Raw genomic sequence first — 24,297 nt, 5'->3', positions numbered from 1 at the left:
TTGTTGAATCGTGAGGAACAGATTGTGTGGCGTACTCCATGTTCGCCGGTGCCAGTATGGTGGCTGCTGACGGGAGAGGCTGTGAGGGGGATCGCAACTCGGGATTCAAAAGGGATTCAGGGTGTGGGCGGGGAGGTTGTGCTCCCCGCCCTGCGGCTTATTGCCACTCCACCAGGTGATACTGCTTCTTGCCCCGGCGCAGCAGCAGGTAGCGACCAAATAGCCGATCAGTGGCGCTCAGCTGATCATCCTGCTTGAGCACACCATTGAGGCTGATGGCGCCCGCCGCCAGCAGTTCGCGGGCGATGCGCCTGGAGTTAGCCAGACCGCAGCTGACCAGCAGGCTGACCAGATCCGTCTCGCCGCTGACGGTGCTGCACGGCATGCCATCCTGCGCCAGCTGGGCCAGATCGCTCTCGCCGAGGCGGGCCACATCGCCGCTAAACAGCAGCTCGCTGATGCGCTGCACCGCCGCCAGCGCCGCCTTGCCGTGCACCAGCTCGGTCAGCTCGTTCGCCAACACCTGCTGGGCCTGCTTGCGCCCCTGCCGCTTCGCGTCCTCCGCCTCCAGTGCATCAATCTCGCTCAGCGACATAAAGCTGTAGTAGCGCAGGAAGCGGTAGACATCCTCATCCGCGGTGCCGAGCCAGAACTGGTAGAAGGCGTAAGGGGAGGTGAGCGCCGGATCGAGCCAGACCGCGCCCCCTTCGGTCTTGCCGAACTTGGTGCCGTCTGCCTTGGTGATAAGGGGCAGGGTCATGCCGTGTACCTGCGCCTGATGGAGGCGGCGGGTGAGATCCATGCCGCTGGTGATATTGCCCCACTGGTCGTTGCCGCCAATCTGCAGGGTGCAGCCGAGCCGCTGGTGCAACACCGCAAAGTCGTAGGATTGCAGCAGAGCGTAGGAGAACTCGGTGAACGAGATGCCCTGATCCGGACGGGCCAGCCGCTGACGCACCGACTCCCGCGCCAGCATTGCGTTGACCGAGAAGTGCTTGCCGATATCCCGCAGAAAATCGAGGGCGGACATCTGCCCCATCCAGTCGCCATTGTTGACCAGTTGCGGGGCCGACAGGCCCTCATCGGCGGGCAGCAGCGCCCTGATTTGGGCAGACAGGCTGGCGACCCAACCCTGCACGGTATCGGTACTGTTGAGGCTGCGCTCGGTCGCCTTGAAGCTGGGATCGCCGATAAGGCCGGTTGCCCCGCCCACCAGTGCCACCGGGGTGTGGCCCGCCAGCTGGAAGCGGCGCAGCATCAAGAGCGGCACCAGATGACCGATATGCAGGCTGCCGGCGGTGGGATCGAACCCGCAATAGACGGTGCGCGGGGTGGCAAGATGATCGGCCAGGGCCGCCGTGTCGGAATTCTGGGCCACAAGGCCGCGCTCGGTCAGCTCATCGAGCAGGTGGGGGTTGATCATGGGTTCTCCAACAGCAGGGGGAAAAGCCGTCATCCTCGCCGTTCTGGCCGGTGGCGGATATGTCCCCTGAGGGACAGTTTTGCCACTCTCGTGCTAGCATTCAGCCATAGCGGGGAATCGCTCCCCGTCACCGGAAACGTGTCACCATGACCCAGCCATCCACCACAGATGCCTTGACCCGCAGCATGACCGAGGTGGTCGATGCCCTTCACAGCAGCGCCTTTGCGGCGGCGCTGGTGCGGCTGATCCAGCAACAGGTGGCGTTTGATTGCGCCCTGCTGCTCGGGGTGGGGCAGCGCCCCGTCTACCTCTACGACAACCTCAATCATCAGCGGGCTCTGTTGTTTGACCGCTACCTCACCAGCCACTTCAGTCAGGATCCCTTTATGCAGGCGCTGGAGCAGGACTTGCCTGCCGGCGTCTGGACCCTGGCACAGGTCTCCCAAGGGCGGCTCGATCCCGAATATCGCCACCACTTCTATCAGGCCACCGGCTGGCAGGAGGAGGTGGGGCTGATCCTGCCGGTGCGGGACGGACTGACGCTGATGCTGTTTCTGGGGCGACTCGACAAGCGCAGTACCCTCAGCCGTGACGAGCTGGCGAGGCTGGAGCAGCTGTTCCCGCTGGTACATTCGCTCTGTCGTCAGCAGTGGCGGCAGAGCCAGCCGCTGTTGGCCCAGAGCACTGTGCTGCCAGACAGCGCCAGCCTCAAGAGCGCGGTGGAGCTGGCGATGGCGAGTGTCGGGGGCGATGGGCTTACCCGGCGCGAGCGGCAGGTGGCGGAATTGCTGCTGCAGGGGCTGGATACGGAGGCGATTGCCGCGGAGCTCGGGATTGGCAGTGGCACGGTGAAGAATCACCGCAAGCATCTCTATGGCAAGCTGCGGCTCGGCTCGCGGGCCGAGCTGTTCAATCTCTTTCTGAACCACCTCATTACGGCGCCGGTGGAGGCATCACAGGCGTCATCGGCGGGAGATAAAGAGAACCCGCCATAGGGCGGGCCGGAGTTACTCGATGCGCGGGATGGTGGGAGTGGTTTCGGGCAGGATACTGAGCAACTGGTAGCGCTTCATCAGCTGCTTGTATTCATCCCCCTGTTTGACCTTGTCCAGCGCCTGTTGCAGGCGGGCAACCTGTTGCTTGTTTGCCCTCAGGTTGAAGGCGAAGCAGTTATCCTGCTCTTCAATAATCGCGACGGTGACAAAATCCTCGCTGGGGAAACCCAGCTCCTTGGCCTGATGGCGCAGCATCACCTCGTTGCCCGCCACCAGATCGGTGCGTGCCATGATGAGCTGGCGCACCACCTGATCCATGCGCTCTACCGACATCATATTGCTCGGGCTGATCCCGCGGTTGAGTAGCAACTGTTCCCCGACATCCGCCTGCATCACACCGATCTGCAGCTTGGCGAGATCCGCTTTGCTGGAAACTTTGGGGGCATCCTGCTTGCGGCCGACCAGCGCGACCCTGGAGTGGCTGATGGGGCAGACCCAGAGGAAGTGGGGATCCCGCTCCTTGGTGTGCGCCGTGGTAAAGAGCACGGCCTCTTGCTGCTGGGTCAGCAGATACCAGCCGCGGGCCCAGGGCAGAAAGTGGATGGGTTGCTCCGGCTCCCCCATTTCGCGCCACATCAGGCGCAGCAACTCGACCGCCAACCCCACAGGCTGACCATTTTTATCCTGGCCATTGAGCGGCATGTTCTGCTCCGAATAGTAGATAAGTGCCGGAGCCGGGAGCGCGATAAACAGGGCGAGAGAAGCGAGAGCAGGGAGCAGACGACGCATGATGCACTCCTTGTGCAGGTAGTTACCTAACAGTCTATGTGGCCTTTTCCATAACGTCATGATCCGGTCGCGGGATAAAAAACAGGCCACCTTGCGGTGGCCTGTCGGTTTATTTGAGCAGGGCTTCCATCTCCGCCTCTGCCTTGGCGCGCGCCTTGGCTTCCGCCGCTCTGGCGGCATCGGCGACACTCTCTCCGGCCGTATGAGAGGCTGCACTGACAGCCTGTTTGGCTGGAGCGGCAACGGCCTTGGTTGCCTCTTGCGTCTCGGTTGCAGCGGCGCTGCTGACTGCTTGTTTGGCAGGAGCGGTAACGGCCTTGGTGGCTTCTTGCGTTGCGGTCGCAGCGGCGCTGCTGACTGCTTGCTTGGCAGGCGCGGCAACGGCCTTGGTAGCTTCTTGTGTCGCGGCTGCAGCGGCGCTACTGACGGCCTGTTTGGCAGGAGCGACAGCGGCCTTGGTCGCTTCTTGGGTCGCGGCCGCAGCGGCGCTACTGACGGCTTGCTTGGCAGGAACGGTAACGGCCTTGGTGGCTTCTTGGGTCGCGGTCGCAGCTGTGCTGCTGACTGCTTGCTTGGCAGGAGTGGCAACAGCCTTGGTCGCTTCTTGCGTTGCAGTCGCAGCGGCACTGCTCACTGCCTGTTTGGCTGGCGCAGTGACTGCGGTGGTCGCACTGCGAGTCAGGTCGGTCGCGCTCTGGGTCACCGCTTGGGTGGCCTGTCCGGTGGCTTGTCTGGCGGCCTGCCCTGTGGCGTTGGCGGCTGCGCCGCTGATAGCCTGACTTGCGCTGTTGGTCAGCGAGCCGGTGACGCCGCGGGTCACTGTGCCCAGCGCGCTGCCAAGGGAGAAGGGGGAGGCGCCACTCTGACTGGTCGCCGCGCCGGTCAGGGCATTGGTCGCCGGGGTGAGCTGGCTGGTAGGGGTCTGCCAGCCCTGCATGGCGGTTGGCCATGTCGGTGCTGTGCCCGCCAGATTTTCGCCGAAGGTCAGGGTGGTGCCATCCCCTTTTTGCAGCAATACCGACATCTGGTTGGTTTGCGAGTTCCACACCATCCCCGCCTGCTTGGCGATATCCGGCACCGGCGCATACTCGGAGACCACATAGAAAAGCGGCCCTTCCTGCTGTAACTTGTCGGCAGTCTTGAGCAACTGCATGGTGCTGTCGTAATTGGGGCCAAGGATGGCGGTCATCCGATCCTTGATCAGGGGTTGTTCGAACAGATTGACCTCGTTCGGGTCAAAGCCGACCAGCGGCTTGAGCAGGGCCCACATCAGTTGGCTGGTGGGGCTCATCATCAGCAATGGGGCAACGCAGGCGGACAACATCAGGCTCAGGCAGGCCGCCTGAAGCAACGGCATGATACGCATTGGGATAATATCCAAATAACGATTTGATAAATAAGGTTATATTTTGTCAGGACGTGACAAATTCACCGGAAGTTTGCGCGTGGCAGCGAGAGACTGCCCGCAGGCGCTGGCAGGCTACCATATTGGTTCCACAATGCCAGCAGGCAGTATGATTGTCAGTCAAGTAAACCCCGGGGCTGGTCGATTCTTCGAGAGTGCCCCCATCGCAACAGGATCCCTCTCATGAAAAATTTACTGCTCTGCCTGCTGGCCTCCCTCTGGCTCGCCCCCGCTCTGGCCGTGTCCAAAACCACTGTGGTGGGCGAGTCTGTCAGCCCCGAGCTGGTGTTGCCGCTGGGCTCATTGCCCGAGCGGGTCTGCTGGTTTGCGGATCAGAAATATTCCGAAGGGGCCCGCATTCTGCAGGGAGATATCTGGCTGGAGTGCGGCCCGCAGAACGACCTCGAGAGCAATGGCGCGCTGGCCTGGCGCTCTCCTGCGGTGGTGTTGCCTGCCACCCGGGGAGCAAAAGATCAGAAGACGATTTCCGTGGGTCAGTGAGGCTTTTCTTGATCCAGCTAAAGACATGGACGTGATCCCTGTCGCATAATGCAGCTCCTTTCTTCTCTTGGCTGGAACCTAAGAAATGGCTCGTCGCTCTTCCAATGCACAACGTCGTCGCAGTAGCTGGTGGTACAAACGCCTGTTGGCAAGGGAGCGGGAAGAGCGCGAAGCGCGTTCCGTCCGGGATTGATACAGCAGTGAAAACAGAGCCTTGGGCTCTGTTTTTTTATTTATCAAATACCGCCATGACGAGAACGGGGGCCATCAGGCCCCCGTTTTGTTTTTGCAGATCTTGCCTGCTTGCGGCTTAGCGCTGCAAGGCGGCCAGTGCCAGTTCGACCCGCTTGGCGTATTCGGGGTCGGCCTGCTCGAAGTGCTTGAGCTGGGCCGCGACGATGGCGTCATCCTCCACATTGATGAGGGAGCGCGCCAGGTTGGCGGCGAGCCGCGAGCGCTGCCCTTCGTCCATGATGCGGAACAGGTTGCCCGGCTGGCTGTAGTAGTCGCTGTCGTAGTCACGGAAGTCGTAGTGCAGGGCGGCCCCTTCCAGACTCAGCGCCGGTTCGTGCTGCTCGCTCGGCTGCTGGGTGCCGAAACGGTTCGGCTGATAGTTGGGGCTGGCGCCGCCATTGCTGTCTGCCCGCATGGCACCGTCACGATGGGCACCGTGGTGGAACGGGCAGCGCGGGGCGTTGACCGGCAGCAGACCGTGGTTGACGCCAAGGCGATAGCGCTGGGTGTCCCCGTAGGAGAAGAGCCGCCCTTGCAACATGCGATCCGGCGAGAAGCCGATACCGGGCACCACGTTGGCCGGGGTAAAGGCGGCCTGCTCCACATGGGCGAAGTAGTTGTCCGGGTTCTGGTTGAGCTCCAGCACGCCCACCGGGATCAGCGGGTAGTCGCTGTGTGGCCACACCTTGGTGAGGTCGAACGGGTGGATGTTGTAAGTCTGGGCTTCGGCCTCCGGCATCACCTGCACATAGACCTTCCAGCGTGGGAAGTCGCCCCGCTCGATAGCGTTGAACAGATCCGCCTGACTGGTCTCCCGATCCTGCCCGACGGCGGTGGCGGCCTCTTCATCGGTGTAGAAGCTGTGGCCCTGCTCGGTCTTGAAGTGGAACTTGACCCAGAAGCGCTCGTTGGCATCGTTGATAAAGCTGAAGGTGTGGCTGCCGTAGCCGTTCATCTCCCGCAGGCTCTTGGGGATGCCGCGATCGCTGAACAGTATGGTGACCTGATGCAGGGATTCCGGATGGCGTGACCAGAAGTCCCAGGCGGCGGTGGCGCTGCGCAGGTTGGTGCGCGGATCCCGCTTCTGGGTGTGGATGAAGTCAGGGAATTTCAGCGGATCGCGGATGAAAAAGACCGGGGTGTTGTTGCCCACCAGATCCCAGTTGCCCTGTTCGGTATAGAACTTGAGGGCGAAGCCGCGCACATCGCGTTCGGCATCGGCGGCGCCCTTCTCACCAGCTACGGTGGAGAAACGCAGGAATACAGGAGTCTGCTTGCCGATGGCGCTGAACAGATCGGCCTTGCTGAACTGGCTGATGTCGTGGGTCACGGTAAAGGTGCCGTAGGCGCCCGAGCCCTTAGCGTGAACCACCCGCTCGGGAATGCGCTCGCGGTCGAAGTGGGCGAGTTTCTCCATCAACCAGATGTCTTGCATCAGGATGGGGCCGCGCGGACCGGCGGTGAGGCTGTTGTTGTTGTCGACGACGGGGGCGCCGTTGGCGCTGTGCAGGGTCTTGTCAGTCATGGCTTCTCTCCTTGTTGATATGGGGTCAGCCTACGGATCTGCACCGTATTCGGCCAATGGGCCTTTCCTCACCCTTTGATAGGCAAGACAAATGGGTGCGGGGAGGGGGTGTGTAACTGCGCCGGATATTGCATGATGGAGGTTTCGAGAAGGAGCCTCATATGCAGATTACTATCCGTCATGCCGAACCCGCCGATGCCCCCGCCTTGCGGGATCTCTATGCCATGCCCAATGCCCAGGCGGGCACTTTGCACTTGCCTATGCCTCCCCTTAGCCAGTGGCAGAAACGGTTGGAGAGCGACAGCGTGGTGGCGCTGGTCGCCGACGTTGACGGCCTGCTGGTAGGCCAGCTCTCGCTGCTGGTTGAGCCCAATCCCAGACGCAAGCATGTGGCCGGGATTGGCATGGGAGTGCGAGATGACTGGGCAGGTAAGGGGGTGGGCTCTACCCTGATGGCCGCGGCGCTGGATCTGGCCGATAACTGGCTCAACCTGCACCGGATTGAGCTGACCGTCTATACCGACAATGAGGCCGCACAGGCGCTTTATCGCAAGTTCGGTTTTACCGAGGAGGGGCGAGCCCGTGACTATGCCTTCCGCCAAGGGCGTTATGTGGATGCGCTCTATATGGCCAGAGTTGCGGGGAGCGTCAGTCGCTAACGGCATGGTCGACTATCAGGCCAGATTGCGCCCGGTGATCCGGGCGCTGGAGCAGAATCCCGATCTCTCCATTGAAACGCTGGCAAGCAGTGCCTGCTTGTCTTTCTACCATTTTCACCGGGTGTTTACGGCTGTGGCGGGGGAGACGCCCGGGGAGATGTGTCGTCGTCTGCGCATCCAGCGGGCTGCTTGGCAGCTCTGCTATTCCGATGCCAGTGTCACGGCCATTGCGTTGGGGGCGGGGCTCGCCAGCTCCCAGGCGTTTGCCAAGGTATTTCGCCGTTACTATGGTTGCACGCCGGGAGAGTTTCGCCGCGACAAGAGCAAGAATGGACACTTGATGAGCAAGGATGGACACGCACTTGTGCTGCCTAATCCTTATGCTGAGGGTCACTCATCAGCAAGGAGCAATACCATGAAAACCACCGAGATGGACGCCCGTACTCTGGCCTATATGCGTGTCACCGGCCCCTATGGCGAGGGGTATGATCCCGTCAGCCGCCAGCTGCATCAGTGGGCCAGCGCCCGCGGTCTGGAAGGTGGGGAGTGGATCTTCATCTATCACGATAACCCCGAGGTGACTCCGCCAGCCCAGTGTCGCACTGACATCGGGGTCACGGTGCCTGCGGGGACGGTGGGGATGGGAGCGGTCGAGATCCAGCTTATTCCCGCCGGTCGTTACGCCCAGTCCCGTTATCTTATTACCGACCGCAGTCAGTATGGCCCGCGTTGGCAGGAACATATCGGCGACATCGTTGCTGCCGGGCTGGAGTTTGGCAATGGTCCCTGCTTCGAGCTTTATCACAGCATGAGCGATGATCCTGTGCAGGACGATGTCAGCTTTTGCTCCAGCCTAAAGGGGTAGGACGCAGCAAGACGGAAGGGATGGTACAGAACGTCGCGCAGAAACGAGAGAGCCGGACAGTGTCCGGCTCTTTTGCATCTGGCGGTTGGGCGGCGGTTAGCGCTGGAACCCCTTCTGGGCGAACTTGGGTCTGGCATTCATGATCTGCTCCACCTGTTCGTCGCTCATCTTGCCGCGCGACAGTCCCAGCACCTTGTAGGTGAGCAGCGGTCGGGCGGGCAGGGCGATCATCAGGGCGCGGATCTGGTTCTCGTCATCCTTCTCCCGGGTCGGCTTGCCGTAGGCGTAGGTGAGGACGCCGGCATCCATCAGGTTTTTGACGGCGGGCTCGGTGATCGGCAAGTTTATGACGCTTTTACGCTGCAGCACGAATTCGCGCAGCACCGCCTTCTCGTTGAAGTCGAGGAAGCCGATCATCTGGGCCAGCTGGTCCTGCTGACGGCGCGCCTGCCACTCTTCGCACGCCCACTCCCAGGCGATCAGGAAGCCCTGACTGCAGAAGTAGGAGATGGCGATCAGCATGCCGACCCCCAGCCAGGCCGCATGATCCGCAGCCCACTGGCTGACGGCCCCTTTCATCAGCCCGGCCGGAAACAGCAGAATGATGCTGCAGCAGAGCAACAACCAGACCATCAGCCAATTGAGGCGGTTCAGTTGATAGAAATGTTGGATCCACCGTTTCATTGTTCATCCTTCCCAAACTGTTGTGGATAGTGAACTACCTACAGCAATCGGTGTGCCAACAGCGCAATGGCGGCGGGGAGGGGGCGCTGGCGAGGTTACATTCCCTTACAACTTATTGAATGAGTTGTCATTAATTTGCCTTGTGAGGCGGCGGTCGAGTTGCTAAAACGTCCCCTCAGTCATTGGGGAGTAGCAACCCGCCCGCATTCCGGGCCGGGCCCATGTCAACACTCTTGGATCCTCGTATCCATGGCATGGGCGGCGATAGGCACTATCGCTCTGCAAGACCTTTGGCCTCGATATGCACGCCAGCCGGGCGAGCCATGTCGGGTCCATCGGTTATTCTGCTCGCCTGGCGGTATCTATTATGTTGATTACCTTGCTGTTATTTCTCGTCTCTGCGGTCACCATCTACCTTGCCTGCGAATATTTCGTCAATGGCATCGAGTGGACCGGCCACCACTTCAAACTCTCCCAAAGCGCCACCGGCTCCCTGCTGGCGGCGCTGGGTACTGCCCTGCCCGAGTGCATCGTCACCCTGACCGCTCTGCTGATGGGCAACACGACCGCCCAGCAGGAGATCGGCATCGGTGCCGCCCTTGGCGGGCCGCTGGTGTTGGCCACCATCGGCTATGCAGCGGTCGGTCTTACCCTGCTGCTTTGCATGGGGCGTACCGAACGGGCCATCGATGGCGAGGTGCAGCGCGAGATTGGCCGGGATCAGCGCTGGTTTATGGGCATCTTTCTGGTGGCGACCGCGCTGGGGCTGGTCGCCTTCACCGGCAAGAGCTGGCTGGCTCTGCTGTTCGTGCTGGTCTACCTCGTTTATGTAAGGCGCGAGCTGAAACAGAGTGACAGCCACGAAGTCGAATTGCCGGAGCCCCTCAAGCTGGCCCCAGATGCCGGGATCCCGCCCCTTGGCAAGGTGTTGCTGCAGACGTTGGCTGCACTGGTGGTGGTGGCGCTGGCGGCCCAGCTGTTTGTCCATCAGCTGGAGAGCATGGGCGAGCTGTTTGGCCTCTCGCCGGTGCTGGCGGCCCTGCTGCTGAGTCCGGTGGCGACCGAAATGCCGGAGCTGATGAACGTGCTGATCTGGGTGCGGCAGGGCAAGAACCGGCTGGCGCTGGCCAATATCTCCGGGGCCATGATGATCCAGGGCTCCATCCCCAAGGCCTTCTGTCTGCTGTTTACCCCCTGGTTGCTGGATGGCGCCATGATGGCCTCCTCGCTGGTGACGCTGCTGGCAGTGGGCTTGCTCTGGTGGGGGTTCAGAAAGGGAACCATGACCGCCGGGCGGTTGGCGTTGGTCGGTCTGCTCTATCTCGGTTTTTGCAGCTGGTTGCTGGTGAGCTGAAGCGGGAATCGCGGATATGAAAAAGCCCCCTTGGCAGGGGGCTTTGTTGTATCGGTTGGGGCGGTGCTTACAGCGCGGCGATCTCGGCCTGCTGGGCTTCCAGCTTGGTCAGCTGGAGACGGTAATCTTCCAGCTTCTCGCGCTCTTTGGCGATGACCGCTTCCGGCGCCTTGGCGACGAAGGCTTCGTTGCCAAGCTTGCCTTCGATACGGCCGCACTCGCCCACCAGACGGGCAACCTCTTTGGCCAGACGGGCCAGTTCGGCGTCCTTGTCGATGAGACCGGCCATCGGGATCATCAGTTCGGTAGCACCGATCAGCTTCTTCACTGACAGCGGGGCGGTTTCACCGTCCGCCAGTACGCGAATGGATTCCAGACGGGCCAGGGACTTGAGGAAGGCCTCGTTGTCAGCGGCGCGCTGGGCATCCTTGGCATCGCACTGGAGCAGCACGTTGAGAGGCACGCTCGGCGCCACGTTCATCTCGGCACGGATGTTGCGGATACTGACGATGAACTCCTTCACCCACTCCTGATCCGCCATCGCGGCTTCGTCCACCTTGGCGGCGTCGAATTCCGGGAAGGCCTGAATCATGATGGTATCGGCGTGTACGCCAGCCAGCGGGGCGACCGATTTCCAGATGGTCTCGGTGATGAACGGGATGATCGGGTGCGCCAGACGCAGCAGGGTTTCCAGCACGGTCACGAGGGTGTGGCGGGCAGCGCGCTGCTCGGCCTCGGAGCCCTTGGTCAGCACCGGCTTGGTCAGCTCCAGATACCAGTCACAGAACTGGTTCCAGATAAATTCGTACAACACACCGGCTGCGATGTCGAAGCGGTAGGTATCGAGGGCGGTACGGAAGTCACGGATGGCCACTTGCAGCTGGGACTGGATCCAGCGATCCGCCAGACTGAACTGCATCTCGCCGCCGTTGAAGCCACAATCCTGATCTTCGGTGTTCATCAGCACATAGCGGGAGGCGTTCCACAACTTGTTGCAGAAGTTGTTGTAGCCATCCAGGCGCTTCATGTCCCAGTTGATGTCACGACCGGTAGAGGCCAGCGCTGCCAGAGTGAAGCGCAGGGCGTCGGTACCGTGGGCATCGATCCCTTCCGGGAACTGCTTGGCGGTACGCTTGGCGATCTTCTCGGCCATCTGCGGCTGCATCATGTTGCCGGTGCGCTTCTCCAGCAGATCTTCCAGCGAGATGCCGTCGATCATGTCGAGCGGGTCCAGCACGTTGCCCTTGGACTTGGACATTTTCTGGCCCTCTTCGTCACGGATAAGGCCGGTGATGTAGACGGTCTTGAACGGGACTTGCGGCTGGCCGTTTTCGTCCTTGATGAAGTGCATGGTCATCATGATCATCCGGGCAATCCAGAAGAAGATGATGTCGAAGCCGCTCATCAGCACGTCGGTCGGGTGGAAGGTCTTGAGTGCCTCGGTGTTGTTCGGCCAGCCCAGGGTGGAGAAGGTCCACAGGGCGGAGCTGAACCAGGTGTCGAGCACGTCTTCGTCCTGACGCAGGGTAGTCACGGACGGGATGCTGTGCTTGGCGCGCACTTCATCTTCGCTGCGGCCAACGTAGACGTTGCCGGCATCGTCATACCATGCCGGGATGCGGTGACCCCACCACAGCTGACGGGAGACGCACCAGTCCTGAATGTCGCGCATCCAGGAGAAGTACATGTTTTCGTACTGCTTCGGCACGAACTGGATGCGGCCATCTTCCACCGCCGCGATGGCGGTCTTGGCCATCGGTGCCACGCGCACGTACCACTGGTCGGTCAGCATCGGCTCGATGGGCACGCCACCGCGATCGCCGTAAGGCTGTTGCAGCACGTGATCCTTGATCTCGTCCAGCAGACCCAGCTCTTCCAGCTTGGCCAGAATCGCTTTACGGGCGGCGAAGCGCTCCAGACCGGCGAACTCGGCCGGCAGGGCCGCGTCATAGGCGGTGCTCGGGTTGCCGTTGGTATCGACCACTTCGGCCTCGGCACGCACGTGGGCGTCCAGAGTGAAGATGTTGATCATCGGCAGGCTGTGGCGCTTGCCCACTTCGTTATCGTTGAAGTCGTGGGCCGGGGTGATCTTCACGCAACCGGTGCCCTTCTCCATGTCGGCGTGTTCGTCGGCGACGATGGGGATCAGACGGTTCACCAGCGGCAGCAGGATGTGCTGGCCGATCAGCGCCTTGTAACGCGGGTCTTCCGGGTTCACGGCCACGGCGGTATCGCCCAGCATGGTCTCCGGACGGGTGGTGGCGACGATCAGGTAATCCTTGCCTTCGGCGGTCTTGGCGCCGTTGGCCAGCGGGTAGCGCAGGTGCCACATGTGGCCCTTGATCTCGCGGTTTTCAACTTCCAGATCGGAGATGGCGGTGTTGAGTTTCGGATCCCAGTTCACCAGACGCTTGCCGCGGTACATCAGGCCATCTTCGTAAAGACGAACGAACACTTCCTGCACGGCGGCGGAGAGACCCTCATCCATGGTGAAGCGCTCGCGCTCCCAATCCACGGAGTCGCCCAGACGGCGCATCTGGCGGGTGATGGTACCACCGGACTCTTCCTTCCACTGCCAAATCTTGTCGATGAAGGCATCACGGCCGTAATCGTGGCGAGTTTTGCCCTCTTCTGCGGCGATCTTGCGCTCAACTACCATCTGGGTGGCGATACCGGCGTGGTCGGTACCAGCCTGCCACAGGGTGTTCTTGCCCTGCATGCGGTTGTAGCGGATCAGGGTATCCATCAGGGTCTGCTGGAAGGCATGACCCATGTGCAGGCTGCCGGTGACGTTCGGCGGCGGGATCATGATGCAGAAGGAGTCTTTGCTGGTGTCGCCGTGGGGCTTGAAGTAGCCCTGAGCTTCCCAGTGCTGGTAGAGCGCCTGCTCGATGGCGTTGTGATTAAAAGTCTTTTCCATGGTCTCGCCGTAATCTGGATGGATGGATTCTGGTGTTTATTCGTCGTGGATCACTGGCGGCGCAGTCAGGGCTGCGCCGGATCCGGGGCGGCAAGGACGGGCTGATCCCTCATCTCGAGGGCATGGCCTGCCTGGCGATAGTGCTTGTAGCGCTCGCGGGCTTGCTGCTTTTGTGTTTCGTCAGTGGGGACAAAATCTACCACTTGAGCGAAGTGTCCTGCAAACAAAGGTGTCTGTTTGGCCAGATTGATGAGGCGGGCATAGCGCCGGCGTGGCGGCTGGTGGCCGATCTCCACCGGTGCCTGACCGCTTTCGCCCTGCAGCTGGTGCGGCACGAAGCGCTCCGGCGGCAGTTGCCACAACAACTCGTCCAGGCGCAGGGCCTGGGCCTCATCGTTGCAGAACAGGTAGATATGGCCCGCCCCCCACGACTCGGCAGCAAGAGTGCAGGCCAGTCGCTCGACCGCAGAGGCCTGCGCGTCATCCTGTTCGCTCATCAGGTAAAAGGTCACTTGGCTCATCAGGTTGATCCCGTTTTGCGGTGACGGACTGTTGACCGCCTCATGAGGCTGACGGGGCGTTTCCCGTCCGCAGCTCACTGATTCAAGAATGAAACAAGGAAGAGGCGGGCCTCTTCCTTGTGGTTCAGGGTAACGCCAACCCTTCCGATGCTGTCATCGGCAGGGGCCGGAGAGTTACTCTTTCTCTTCGATATCCACGCCAGCCCGGTTCAGCAGGAACTGGGTCAGCAGGGGCACCGGACGACCGGTGGAGCCTTTATCCTTGCCACTCTTCCAGGCGGTCCCGGCGATATCCAGGTGGGCCCAGTTGTACTTCTTGGTGAAGCGTGACAGGAAGGCGGCTGCGGTGATGGTGCCGGCCGGACGACCGCCGATGTTGGCCATGTCGGCGAACGGGCTGTCGATCTGTTCCTGATACTCGTCAAACAGCGGCAGACGCCAGGCACGATCACCCGCCTGCTCGGAGGCGTTGAGCAGCTCGTGGGCCAGCGGGTTGTGGTTGGCCAGCAGACCCGAGGTGTGGTGACCCAGCGCGATGACGCAGGCACCGGTCAGGGTCGCCACGTCGATCACGGTTTCCGGATCGAAGCGGTCCACATAGGTCAGCGCATCACACAGCACCAGACGACCTTCCGCATCGGTGTTGAGCACTTCGATGGTCTGGCCGGACATGGAGGTGAGGATGTCACCCGGGCGATAGGCGTTGCCACCAGGCATGTTTTCGCAGCCAGCCAGTACGCCGATGACGTTGATCGGCAGTTGCAGCTGGGCCAGCGCATGCATGGTACCGAGCACGGAGGCGGCGCCACCCATGTCGTACTTCATCTCGTCCATGCCGTCAGCAGGCTTGATGGAGATGCCGCCGGAGTCAAAGGTCAGCCCCTTGCCGACCAGCACGATGGGCTTGGCATCCGGATGACCCTTGTATTCGATGATGGCCATCATGGCTTCGTTGTCGGAGCCGCGGGCCACCGCCAGATAGGAGTTCATGCCGAGTTCGGCCATCTCCTGCTCGCCCACCACCTTGGTGGTGATGTTGTCGTAGGCATCGGCCAGACGACGGGCCTGGGAGGCCAGATAGGCCGGGTTGCAGACATTGGGCGGCATGTTCGCCACGTCGCGGCAGACCCGCACACCCTTGGCCACGGCCAGACCGTGAGCGATGGCTTTTTCACCAATGGTCAGTTCCCGACGCGTCGGCACGTTGAATACCAGCTTGCGCAGCGGGCGACGTGGCTCGGCCTTGTTGGTTTTGAACTGATCGAAGCTGTAGAGGCCCGCCTTGGTGGTTTCTACCGCCTGGCGCACCTTCCAATAGGTATCCCGACCCTTGACGTGCAGCTCGGTGAGGAAGCAGACCGCTTCCATGGAGCCGGTTTCGTTCAGGGTGGTGATGGTCTTGTTGATGATCTGCTTGTACTGGCGTTCGTCGAGTTCCCGCTCCTTGCCGCATCCGACCAGCAGTACGCGCTCGCTGAGCACGCCCGGTACTTGATGCAGCAGCAGCATCTGGCCTGGTTTCCCTTCCAGGTCGCCACGGCGCAGCAGCGAACTGATATAGCCATCGCTGATCTTGTCCAGTTGTTCGGCAACCGGAGAGAGGCGACGAGGCTCAAATACGCCGACTACGACGCAGGCGCTCCGTTGCTTCTCTGGACTGCCACTCTTTACACTGAACTCCATGGAATCTCCTACATCCTAAAGACAAAAGGCACCTTTTATTGAATAATGCGGTGCTTGTTGGGGTATCAGAGGCGGAGCGAACAGCCACAGGCTCCGCAGTTCAAACTGGTAAAAATCCAATATACGGCCCTATTTTTCAGGCATTCGACTAAAAACACAAGTTTACTTGGGAATGACTGTGATCGTTTTCCGATATTTGTTCAGGGAAACCCTGAAAACCCAGCTGGCAGTGTTATTCGTATTGCTGCTTATCTTTGTCAGCCAACAATTTATCAAGATCATCGGTGACGCCGCCGATGGCGAGGTGCCGACACGTCTGGTCTCCACCCTGCTGCTGCTCAACTTGCCCAATATGGCGCTGTTGATGCTGCCTATCAGCCTCTTTTTAGCCATTTTGTTTGCCCATGGTCGCCTCTACGCCGAAAGCGAGATGACGGTGATGCATGCGGTCGGCTTCAGCCACCGTTTCGTGATGCGCAGCGCCATGTTGCTGGCCTTGCTGACGGCGGTGGTCGCGGCGTTCAACACCGGCTGGATCGCCCCGCAAGCCAAGGAGCGCGAGTATCAGGTGATCGACGAGTTCAAGGCGGACCCGGGTATTTCCTTCCTGCAGGCGGGCCGCTTTATGGATCTCGATAAGGGGCGTCTGGTTGCCTATATCCAGGATTTGAACGACAACGGCTCAAAACTGCAAAAGATCTTCGTACTGCAGCGGGCGGAGGGGAACAATCCTCCCTCGGTGGTAGTGGCGACCGAAGGGGTGGTGACGGTCGACGAGAACGGTCTGCAGTGGCTGACCCTGATGGATGGTTCCCGCTACGAAGGGAACTTCTCCGGCAAGCAGTTCCAGATCTCCGATTTTCGCGAATATGGTCTGGTGATCCGCCAGCAAGAGATGGAGCGTTCCAACCGCAAGGCGGCGGCCAAGCCGACCATGGAACTGTTCGGTACCCAGGACAACGCCATGATGGCGGAATTGCAGTGGCGTATCTCGCTGCCCCTCTCCATTCCGGTGCTCACCCTGCTGGTGGTACCGCTGGCGCGGGTCAACCCCCGTCAGGGGCGCTACGCCAAGCTGTTGCCGGCCATCATGCTCTATCTCTCCTACTTCCTGCTGCTCAGCGCCGCCCGTTCGGCCATCGACAGCGGTCGGCTGCCCTACTGGCCGGGGATGTTCCTGGTGCCGCTCGGTTACCTGCTGTTTATCGGCCTGCCCCTCAATCTGCAGGGCACCAGCTGGTGGAACGGGGTGAAAGGGCGCTATTTCAACAGAAAATCAGCATGATGCTGCAACATAGGAACTTCTGCTGATGTTTGGCATTCTCGATAGATATATCGGTAGGGTCATCTTTATGTCGATCCTGCTGTGTGAAATCACGCTGGTTGGTCTGGCGGGGCTCATCAAATATGTGGAGCAGCTCAAGTCGGTCGGTGACGGCAACTACGACATGATCAATGCCCTCTACTATGTGCTGCTCTCCATGCCCAAGGAGGCGGTGCTCTTCTTCCCGCTGGCCGCGTTGCTGGGTGGCCTGATTGGTCTGGGTCAGCTGGCGACCAGCTCCGAGCTGGTGGTGATGCAGGCGGCGGGTCGCTCCAAGATCAGTATCGTGATGGCTGCGCTCAAGACGGCGATCCCGCTGATGATCATGGTGGGGTTGATGGGGGAATATGTGGCCCCCATCGCCAAGCGGATGGCAGATGACATCAAGGCGGGCGCGCTCTCCGAAGGTCGTCTGACTGTTTCCGCCTACGGGGTGTGGGCTCGCGATGGCAACAACTTCGTCAATATCAACGGGGTGCGTAACGATGGCGCCCTCACCGGCATCACCCTCTATCGCTTCACCCCCGAGCGCAAGCTGATCGACGTGGTGCAGGCGCAGGAGGGGGTGTTCGAGCGTCACCACTGGCTGCTCAAGCAGACCCAGGTTACCCGCTTCGACGACCCGGCGCAGATCCGCAGCGAACAGCATGACAAGATGGAGTGGAGCTCGGAGCTGACGCCCAAGCAGCTGGGGGTGGTGAGTATCGACCCCGAGAACCTCTCGGTCTCCGGTCTGCTCGACTACATCGGCTATCTCGATGCCAACAAGCAGGATGCCGGTCGCTACAAGCTGGAGATGTGGCGCAAACTGCTGTCACCGCTCTCGGTGGTGGCGATGATCCTGCTGGCCTCCTCCTTCATCTTTGGCCCGCTACGCTCGGTGAGCATGGGGGCTCGGATGCTGATGGGGATCATGACCGGCTTCGCCGTCTACGTGAGTGATCGGGTGTTTGGCCCCATCAGTCTGGTCTATGCGGTACCGCCCATTCTGGCGGCTATCGCGCCCAGCCTGCTGTTTGGCGGTATCTCCTTCTACATCCTCAGCCGCAAGCAGTAATCCGCACGAGGTTATGAGGAAATGCAAAGAGGGCACCTGTTGGTGCCCTCTTTCGTTATTGCATTGATCCGGGATTACTTGTTCAACAATTCCAGATTTGCCTCTTTGCTCAGCACGATCACTTCGCACTCGGCCCAGATATCCTGAAACGCCCGCGGGCGCTGGCGGTTGAACAGGCACATCAGGTTGCCCAGACCAAAGGCGGCAGTGGCGAGACGGATCAGCGCCTGGGTAACGCGGATGTGGCTGCCATCTTCGTTCTGAATGCGCAGCCGCCAGGCGCGCATGCCGACGGTCTGGCCAGCGCGGGTCCAGAACCAGGCGTAGAAACCACAGATGACGAAGGCGAGCCACAGGGTGTAGATCAGGCTCAGGTGGTGGCGGGTCAGCAACCAGACGGTATCTTCACCCGCCGGTACGCTGGCCATGCCGGTGACCAGCAACAGCTTGGCGACACCCATGCCGATAAAGCCGGCGATGATCAGCAGCGAAGTCACCACCAGCGCATCATAGATCAGGGCGCCGAGGCGACGCAGCAGACCCGCTGACGGGTATGGCTGAGTGGCGGGAGAGGGGGATTTTTGTTGGACTTTTTTAGGCTTGGCCATCGTTTTTATTCCATTAAGATGATGGCGGCATTCTATGTAACTGGCCCCGCATCGGCAAGACGTTGAATAAATGAACAAACGGGAGTGTTCAATCGAAAAACACCTTGCATGGCATCGCGCCATTCGTATAATCCCTCGCAGTTGCCCGGGTGGCGAAATCGGTAGACGCAGCGGATTCAAAATCCGCCGGTGAATAACCGTGTCGGTTCGAGTCCGACCCCGGGCACCATCAAATTCATGACAAAAGGCCATCAGCAATGATGGCCTTTTGTTTTTTGGCGTTCCTGCACATTGGAGCGTTACTATTGAGCTGGCAGTACTTCCCGTTACCTCTTGGTATCCCTTCTCTTTTCCCGCTCTCCGTTATTTCCTTTTCTTGATATAGCCGCTGACGGCATCACCGCCAGCGGTCTGTTTCTATTGCGGTTTTTTCCAAACCTTGCTGCATCAGAACATGGTTGCCGTGCTATCCCAGCAGGGCAAACAGCAGGGTACCGAGGCTGCCAGCGAGTGTCAGCGCGATGATGGCTCTGGGTGTGCCGTGCAGCTTGGTCCACATAAACAGGCTGGTGAGGGCGAGCAGCAACAGGGCCAGGGCGGCGATATCGCCAAACAGCTGCCAGCCGAGGCCGGTACCCATGCCGCGGTGCAGCCGGTTGAGGCTGGCGGCAAAGTTGGCCAGTTGCAGATCGGTACGTACCAGCAGGGTACCCTCAACATAGCTGGCGGCCACGCTCTGGCTGAGGGTAACGCCGCGCATTTCCCACTTGGCGGGCAGGGTGAGCGGGCCGTTCGGGGTGGGCAGGGTCTGGGCCGGGGTGATCATGGTTCGCCCGTCGGCAAAGGTATCGGGATAGCGCTGTTGCAGCAGGATTTTCAGCTGCTCCGGGCTGGCGAGCGGCGCCTTGAGCACTATCTCTTCACTCGATTTGTCGGTGTGGGGGCCGGGGATGGGCAACACGGCACGGTGTTGCAGCCAGAGACCGGTGATGCCGTACATCAGCATCAGGGCGAGGGTAAAAAAACCGGCCCAGGCATGGAGGCGGCGTACCCATTTGTTGTTGTGAAGGGGAACTCTTCTGCGTTTCATCGTGGTTGCTTCATAAAAAAACTGGCCAGCAAGGGCTGGCCAGTCGGGGTGGTTGTCACAGAGATCAGAAGCGGTAGGTTCCGGTCAGGCTCAGCTGACGGGGCGTACCCGGCATGATCTGGGTGGCACTGGTGGCGCTGACAAAGTACTCGTGGTCGGTCAGGTTTTCGGCGCTCAGCTCGGCTTCCCACTGCTGCCAGCGATAACCGGCGCGCGCATCGAAGCGAGCGTAACCGGGCAGAGTGGTGGTGTTGGCGTTGTCGGCAAAGCGATCGCCCACTGCCGTCACGCCGGTTTCGCCGAACCAGCCCTGCTCGCCACTCTTGTAGCCGAGATAGAGCTGGCCATTCTGACGGGAGACGTTCATCGGGCGCTTGCCCTGCAGATCCGTATCCGCCTTGACCTGCTCCGCATCCTGAATGGCGAAGCCACCACGCAGGTAGATCTCGTCGGTCAGCTCGGCGCGGGCGCTCAGCTCGACACCCTCGGTGCGCTGCAGGCCGGTGAGGATCACCTTGGTGGGATCCAGCGGATCCTTGGTGCGCTTGTTGTACATCTCCAGTCGATAGAGGGAGAGAGTGGTCGCCAGCTTGCCGTTCAGCCAGTCACTCTTCACGCCACCTTCGTAGAGGCGGGTGTGCTGGGGTTCCAGCCCGTTGTTTTTGTCGCCCGGGGTGATGCCGATCAGTTCGCCGCCCACCGGAGTGAAGGTCTTGCTGTAGGAGGTGTAGAAGGCGTGATCCTCGAGGGGATTCCACACCAGACCGAGGCGCGGGCTCAGGCTGTTGACCGAGACGCTTTCCTCCTTGTTGAGGTCGTAGCGGCGACTGGTGACGGTGAAGTCGTCACGGCGCAGCCCGCCCACCAGATGCCAGTCACCCAGGCTGAGCTGATCCTGCAGATAGAGGCCATTGCCGCGCACCTTGTGTTTGGCGTCGCTGGAGAGCTTCATGGCGCCATTGTAGGTAGGCAGTGAGCCCGGGTCGTAGAGGTTGCCGGACGGGATGGCGGTGGCGTTCTGGTAGAGCTTGGGTGTGCGCTCCTGCCAGTTCTGCTCGAAGCCGGCCAGCAGGCGATGTTCCACCGGGCCGGTCTGGAACAGACCCTCGGCCTCGGTGTTGCTGATCAGGTTCTTCGCTTTCAGATCCTGCTGCCAGCGGGAGCGGGTCACCTTATCCCCTTTGACGCTGGTGACATAGGTGTTGTCAAACTGGCTGTCGAGGGTGGAGTAACCGAGCTGCTGGCGCAACTGCCACTGATCGTTGATATCCCAGGAGAGGCGGGAGCGGGTGGATTGCGCCACGTCATCGATGAAGTCGCGGCTGGTATCGCTGTAGACATACTCTCGCGGCACATCGGCCGGACGGCCATTGACCCCGGGAATGCCGCGATCCGGGGTGCGGTCATGTTCGTTGCGCTCGTACTGTACCAGCCAGTTTAGGTTGTCGCTGATCTCCCAGTTGGCGGAAGGCGCCAGCAGGGTGCGCTTGCTCTTCACGCCGTTGCGGAAGCTATCTTTGTCCTCTTGCGCCATGTTGAGGCGCAGTTGCACCTGCTCACTCGCCTCACCATTGAGGTCGGCGGCCAGTCGCTGACTGTCAAAGCTGCCGACCCGGGCGGTGACGCTGGACTCCTGCCCTTTTTGCGGCTTCTTGCTGACCCGGTTGACGATGCCCCCCGTGCTACCGCGGCCGTAGAGCACGGCAGCCGGGCCCTTGAGCACTTCCACCCGCTCGATGTTGCCGAGATCCCGGGTGTACTGCATGTCGTCGCGGAATCCGTCGAGATAGAAGTCGTTGCTGGCGCTGAAGCCGCGGATATTGACCCCGTCGAAGCGGGTATCACCGCTGGCGTTGACCCCGGGAATGCCGCTCAGGGCTTCACTCAGCGTCGGTTGGCCGAAGGCGGTCAGCTCGCTGACCTTGACGCTGTCGATGGTCTGGGGCACCAGCTTGGCTGGCGTATTGGTCCGGGTAGCGGTGGCAACTTCCTGATGCTGGGAGCGCTTGCCAACCACAGTCATGGTTTCATCGGTGGCCTGGGCAGTGAAGCCGGTGCCCAGCAGTGCCAGCGAGACCAGCGTTCTGCGAAAGTGAGGGTGCTGCATATTCAATATTGACTCTTTGGATGTCGACCTGACGGCTCGAACATATTGATTTAATTATAATTAGCCTGACCCGCCAAAGCGGGATGCCAATGATATTGATTTTCATTTGTCTGGCAAGGTGAAAATGGATAGGGGCATTGGAGGAGGGTTGTGCGGTCGGGGGAGCTCGGCTGAAAAGCAGAGCCATTGCAGCAAACCGCGCGAACGAAGCAAGGGAAAAAGGGCGTAGCGGAAGAGAAAGGGACAAAACGTGAAGAGGCATCCGGCCCGATAGGACGGGCCGGATGGAGGGTTCAGTGGGTACGCAGCAGTCGATGGGCGAGTGGCAGGGCCGCCATCAGGCGATAGGCCAGCAGAGATGATCCCAGCAGCAGCGGCACCTTGGCGATCTCCCACAGGATGGATGCGCCCTGCGGGCCGAACACGAAGAGCCAGACCACCAGCATCATGTGCAGGCAGTAGATCCCGAGCACTTTGGGGGCCTGACGTTCAAGCCAGCTGCCCTTGCCCCACTCGGGGTTGGCCAGCAGCAGGCCAAACAGGCCGATAGTCCAGGGAAGGGAACCGAGCAGGAAGTCGTGGCGGGTGAGTGGCACCCCGGCGAAGTGCTGCAGCGCCCAGGCTTCACAGCCATAGAGCGCCACGCCCACCAGCAGCAGTTGCCAGCCGGTGCGGGCATCGGGTTGCCACTGACGCTGGCGCAGCAGGGCACCAAGCGCCACAAACAGCAGGGAGAAGAAGGGGCCGTTACGGGTGAGCAGTGGCCACTCGGCACCCAGCAGCGGCTTGGCATAGGAGCCCCCCAGCAGCGCCAGCAAGTAGAGGCCAAGACCCAGCCAGATGGCGAGCGATGGTCTGCCAAGCCGGTAACAGAGTGCCAGCAGGGCCACCGCCATGATCAGGGCAGGCAGGAACCAGAGGTGGATCATGCCGCCCACCAGCCAGCCATTGAGGGGGTCGCCGAGCTGGAATTGCCACTGCCCGCGCAGGGAGGCCAGATAGCCTTGCTGCACGGCATCCAGTGGATTGAACGGCACCAGCAGGTAGACCAGACTCCACACCAGCCAGAGCAGCAGCAAGGGGCGGCAGTAGCGCCAGGCCACGGTCAGCGGCGCCTCGCGACTCAGTCTCGGCTGCAGAAAATAACCGGCACAGAGGAAAAACAGCGGCACGGCAAAGCGGCATAACTGGTTGATGGTGCCGCTCAGCCAGAGCCAGGATCCACTTCCCCACAGGGCGGGATTGAACGGATTGGCGAAGGGGGATACGTGAATGGTCATCACGGCCAGAATAGCCAGTACCCGCCCGCACTCGATACTGGAAATACGCATGGTGGCTCGTCGTTACAGGGGTTGTGATGGCACGCTAAAATTCTCGCTGCCAGGTTACAACCAATTGATTCTATTAGTGTGAATCACGCTGTTGAGTAGTTACATTTTGTAACGGGATGGTGGAAGGTGTTACCTGTAACGGGAGCGGGCTCCCGTTTTTTGGGCGCGCTCATGCAGATAAAAAAAGCGAGGCGGGCGCCTCGCTTGGTTGGGGATCTCGAGCTTACTGGTGAGTCAGCATGCTGCTCTGGTTGGCGGCCAGGGTGGTTCTGCCCGAGCTCTCCAGCCATGTTTTGATCCGCTTGGCATCGGCGACCCGATCGTTGGTGGTTTCGGCATTGAGCAGCACCATGATCACCGGCTCACGATTGACCTTGGTACCCAGCACCAGACAGCGGCCCGCTTCGCGGATATAGCCGGTCTTGGAGAGGGTGAACTCCCATTGCCCTTCGCGGATCAGCCGGTTGGAGTTGAGGTAGTGCAGCTGACGCTTGTTGGTGCGCACATAACTCTGCTCGTCGGTGGAGTACTGGCGGATCAGCGGATAGGAGGCAGCTGCGGCGGCGAGTTTGGCGAGATCCTGCGCGGTGGAAACATTGCGCGGGTTGAGCCCGGTGCTGTCGGCGTAGCGGGTATTCCACATCCCCAGCATGCGGGCTTTGGCGTTCATCGCCTCGACAAAGGCACGCTGGCCGCCGGGATAGTGGCGGGCCAGCGCCGAGGCGGCGCGGTTTTCAGAGGACATCAGGGCGATATGGAGCATTTCGGCGCGACTGAGCCTGGAACCTATGGCCAGGCGCGAGCCGGTTCCCTTGATGCGGTCGATGTCGGCATTGGTCACCGTGAGCATTTCGTTGAGGCGCAGGTTGGCATCCAGCACCACCAGCGCCGTCATCAGCTTGGTGAGGGAGGCGATGGGCATTACCCGGTTGCCGTTGCGCTCGGAGATCACCTCGCCGGTTCTGTGGTTGGCCACCACGAAGGCAGCCGAGCTGAGGTTGGGCACATCCCGTCGCTCGAGAAAGCCGCTGCTGCTCTTGCTGCTGGCGGAAAAGGGGTTGGCATGGGCACTGTCCATAGTGGCCGGCAACATTACTGCGCCAAGCAACAGGGGAAGGAGGGAACGCATCATCATGATCAGCTCTACCGGACGAAATACAGGGATATCTCGCTAAGTTATATGTCGTGAACTGGCGCTTCACAATCATTCTCACCTTGATAT

At 60.9% G+C, this 24,297-nt stretch carries 20 protein-coding genes, 1 tRNA gene and 1 riboswitch; of the genes, 8 read left to right on the top strand and 13 right to left on the bottom strand.

Translation table 11 applies throughout. The features are described 5' to 3' along the window. Positions 1 to 157: 157 nt before the first annotated feature. Entirely contained in the window at positions 158 to 1,423 is a 1,266-nt protein-coding gene (gene tyrS, locus BN1139_RS19070) for a tyrosine--tRNA ligase (RefSeq protein WP_005355231.1), read from the bottom strand. 146 nt (positions 1,424 to 1,569) lie between these two features. On the opposite strand from tyrS, the gene BN1139_RS19065 reads away from it, so the two are divergent. After that, positions 1,570 to 2,418, top strand: a complete 849-nt coding sequence (locus BN1139_RS19065; RefSeq protein ID WP_005355230.1) for a helix-turn-helix transcriptional regulator — start codon at positions 1,570 to 1,572, stop codon at positions 2,416 to 2,418. 12 nt (positions 2,419 to 2,430) lie between these two features. On the opposite strand, the gene BN1139_RS19060 is transcribed toward BN1139_RS19065, so the two are convergent. Together BN1139_RS19060 and BN1139_RS19055 are read right to left on the bottom strand one after the other, a co-directional pair. Then, complete coding sequence (locus tag BN1139_RS19060; protein WP_005355229.1) at positions 2,431 to 3,207, bottom strand: substrate-binding periplasmic protein; 777 nt, start codon at positions 3,205 to 3,207, stop codon at positions 2,431 to 2,433. Positions 3,208 to 3,316: 109 nt separating this feature from the next. Next, on the bottom strand, positions 3,317 to 4,573 hold the full coding sequence (locus BN1139_RS19055; RefSeq protein WP_005355228.1) for a hypothetical protein: 1,257 nt from the start codon (positions 4,571 to 4,573) through the stop codon (positions 3,317 to 3,319). Positions 4,574 to 4,795: 222 nt separating this feature from the next. On the opposite strand from BN1139_RS19055, the gene BN1139_RS19050 reads away from it, so the two are divergent. Further along, the gene (locus tag BN1139_RS19050) at positions 4,796 to 5,113 is read left to right on the top strand and encodes a DUF1496 domain-containing protein (protein ID WP_005355227.1); all 318 of its coding nucleotides are present in this window, start codon (positions 4,796 to 4,798) and stop codon (positions 5,111 to 5,113) included. A 310-nt stretch (positions 5,114 to 5,423) separates the two neighbouring features. Here the strand turns inward: BN1139_RS19050 and BN1139_RS19045 are convergent, their stop codons facing one another. Continuing rightward, positions 5,424 to 6,872 carry a catalase gene (locus BN1139_RS19045; RefSeq protein ID WP_005355226.1) on the bottom strand — a complete coding sequence of 483 codons (1,449 nt, stop codon included), beginning with the start codon at positions 6,870 to 6,872 and terminating at the stop codon, positions 5,424 to 5,426. Between the two features lie 161 nt (positions 6,873 to 7,033). On the opposite strand from BN1139_RS19045, the gene BN1139_RS19040 reads away from it, so the two are divergent. Further along, entirely contained in the window at positions 7,034 to 7,531 is a 498-nt protein-coding gene (locus BN1139_RS19040; RefSeq protein WP_005355225.1) for a GNAT family N-acetyltransferase, read from the top strand. Between the two features lie 4 nt (positions 7,532 to 7,535). Next, positions 7,536 to 8,396, top strand: a complete 861-nt coding sequence (locus tag BN1139_RS19035) for an AraC family transcriptional regulator (RefSeq protein WP_013723390.1) — start codon at positions 7,536 to 7,538, stop codon at positions 8,394 to 8,396. Positions 8,397 to 8,492: 96 nt separating this feature from the next. Here BN1139_RS19035 and BN1139_RS19030 read toward each other — a convergent pair whose 3' ends face one another. Next, positions 8,493 to 9,080 (bottom strand): superinfection exclusion B family protein, encoded by a 588-nt coding sequence (locus BN1139_RS19030; protein ID WP_005336432.1) that lies wholly within the window; start codon positions 9,078 to 9,080, stop codon positions 8,493 to 8,495. A gap of 172 nt (positions 9,081 to 9,252) precedes the next feature. Further along, a riboswitch (yybP-ykoY riboswitch) is annotated at positions 9,253 to 9,360 on the top strand. Between the two features lie 87 nt (positions 9,361 to 9,447). On the opposite strand from BN1139_RS19030, the gene BN1139_RS19025 reads away from it, so the two are divergent. After that, on the top strand, positions 9,448 to 10,434 hold the full coding sequence (locus BN1139_RS19025; RefSeq protein ID WP_013723391.1) for a sodium:calcium antiporter: 987 nt from the start codon (positions 9,448 to 9,450) through the stop codon (positions 10,432 to 10,434). Between the two features lie 67 nt (positions 10,435 to 10,501). On the opposite strand, the gene BN1139_RS19020 is transcribed toward BN1139_RS19025, so the two are convergent. The 3 genes from BN1139_RS19020 to pepA all read right to left on the bottom strand — a co-directional run bounded on the left by BN1139_RS19020 (position 10,502) and on the right by pepA (position 15,558). Further along, the gene (locus BN1139_RS19020; RefSeq protein ID WP_005355221.1) at positions 10,502 to 13,354 is read right to left on the bottom strand and encodes a valine--tRNA ligase; all 2,853 of its coding nucleotides are present in this window, start codon (positions 13,352 to 13,354) and stop codon (positions 10,502 to 10,504) included. A gap of 65 nt (positions 13,355 to 13,419) precedes the next feature. Continuing rightward, positions 13,420 to 13,875: a DNA polymerase III subunit chi gene (locus tag BN1139_RS19015; protein WP_005355220.1), complete on the bottom strand. Its 456-nt coding sequence runs from the start codon at positions 13,873 to 13,875 to the stop codon at positions 13,420 to 13,422. A gap of 174 nt (positions 13,876 to 14,049) precedes the next feature. Next, complete coding sequence (pepA, locus tag BN1139_RS19010; protein WP_005336423.1) at positions 14,050 to 15,558, bottom strand: leucyl aminopeptidase; 1,509 nt, start codon at positions 15,556 to 15,558, stop codon at positions 14,050 to 14,052. Positions 15,559 to 15,730: 172 nt separating this feature from the next. Here pepA and lptF point away from each other — a divergent pair, with 172 nt between their 5' ends. Together lptF and lptG are read left to right on the top strand one after the other, a co-directional pair. After that, positions 15,731 to 16,843, top strand: a complete 1,113-nt coding sequence (gene lptF / locus BN1139_RS19005) for an LPS export ABC transporter permease LptF (protein ID WP_005355218.1) — start codon at positions 15,731 to 15,733, stop codon at positions 16,841 to 16,843. Positions 16,844 to 16,868: 25 nt separating this feature from the next. Beyond that, on the top strand, positions 16,869 to 17,939 hold the full coding sequence (gene lptG, locus BN1139_RS19000) for an LPS export ABC transporter permease LptG (RefSeq protein WP_005355217.1): 1,071 nt from the start codon (positions 16,869 to 16,871) through the stop codon (positions 17,937 to 17,939). 74 nt (positions 17,940 to 18,013) lie between these two features. Here lptG and BN1139_RS18995 read toward each other — a convergent pair whose 3' ends face one another. After that, positions 18,014 to 18,547, bottom strand: coding sequence for an RDD family protein (locus BN1139_RS18995; protein ID WP_005355215.1), 534 nt, complete (start codon positions 18,545 to 18,547; stop codon positions 18,014 to 18,016). A 143-nt stretch (positions 18,548 to 18,690) separates the two neighbouring features. On the opposite strand from BN1139_RS18995, the gene BN1139_RS18990 reads away from it, so the two are divergent. Then, a tRNA-Leu gene (locus tag BN1139_RS18990) sits at positions 18,691 to 18,776 on the top strand. A gap of 237 nt (positions 18,777 to 19,013) precedes the next feature. On the opposite strand, the gene BN1139_RS18985 is transcribed toward BN1139_RS18990, so the two are convergent. The 4 genes from BN1139_RS18985 to pbpG all read right to left on the bottom strand — a co-directional run bounded on the left by BN1139_RS18985 (position 19,014) and on the right by pbpG (position 24,210). Continuing rightward, positions 19,014 to 19,637, bottom strand: coding sequence for a PepSY-associated TM helix domain-containing protein (locus tag BN1139_RS18985; protein ID WP_005355213.1), 624 nt, complete (start codon positions 19,635 to 19,637; stop codon positions 19,014 to 19,016). 64 nt (positions 19,638 to 19,701) lie between these two features. Beyond that, complete coding sequence (locus BN1139_RS18980) at positions 19,702 to 21,744, bottom strand: TonB-dependent receptor (RefSeq protein WP_005355211.1); 2,043 nt, start codon at positions 21,742 to 21,744, stop codon at positions 19,702 to 19,704. A 293-nt stretch (positions 21,745 to 22,037) separates the two neighbouring features. Further along, positions 22,038 to 23,075, bottom strand: coding sequence for an acyltransferase (locus BN1139_RS18975; RefSeq protein WP_005355208.1), 1,038 nt, complete (start codon positions 23,073 to 23,075; stop codon positions 22,038 to 22,040). A gap of 223 nt (positions 23,076 to 23,298) precedes the next feature. After that, complete coding sequence (gene pbpG / locus BN1139_RS18970; RefSeq protein ID WP_005336410.1) at positions 23,299 to 24,210, bottom strand: D-alanyl-D-alanine endopeptidase; 912 nt, start codon at positions 24,208 to 24,210, stop codon at positions 23,299 to 23,301. Between the last annotated feature and the right edge of the window lie 87 nt (positions 24,211 to 24,297).

The sequence above is a fragment of the Aeromonas veronii bv. veronii genome, from assembly GCF_000820225.1.
Classification (GTDB): Bacteria; Pseudomonadota; Gammaproteobacteria; order Enterobacterales; family Aeromonadaceae; genus Aeromonas; species Aeromonas veronii.
This window is presented reverse-complemented; position numbering and strand designations above follow the sequence as displayed.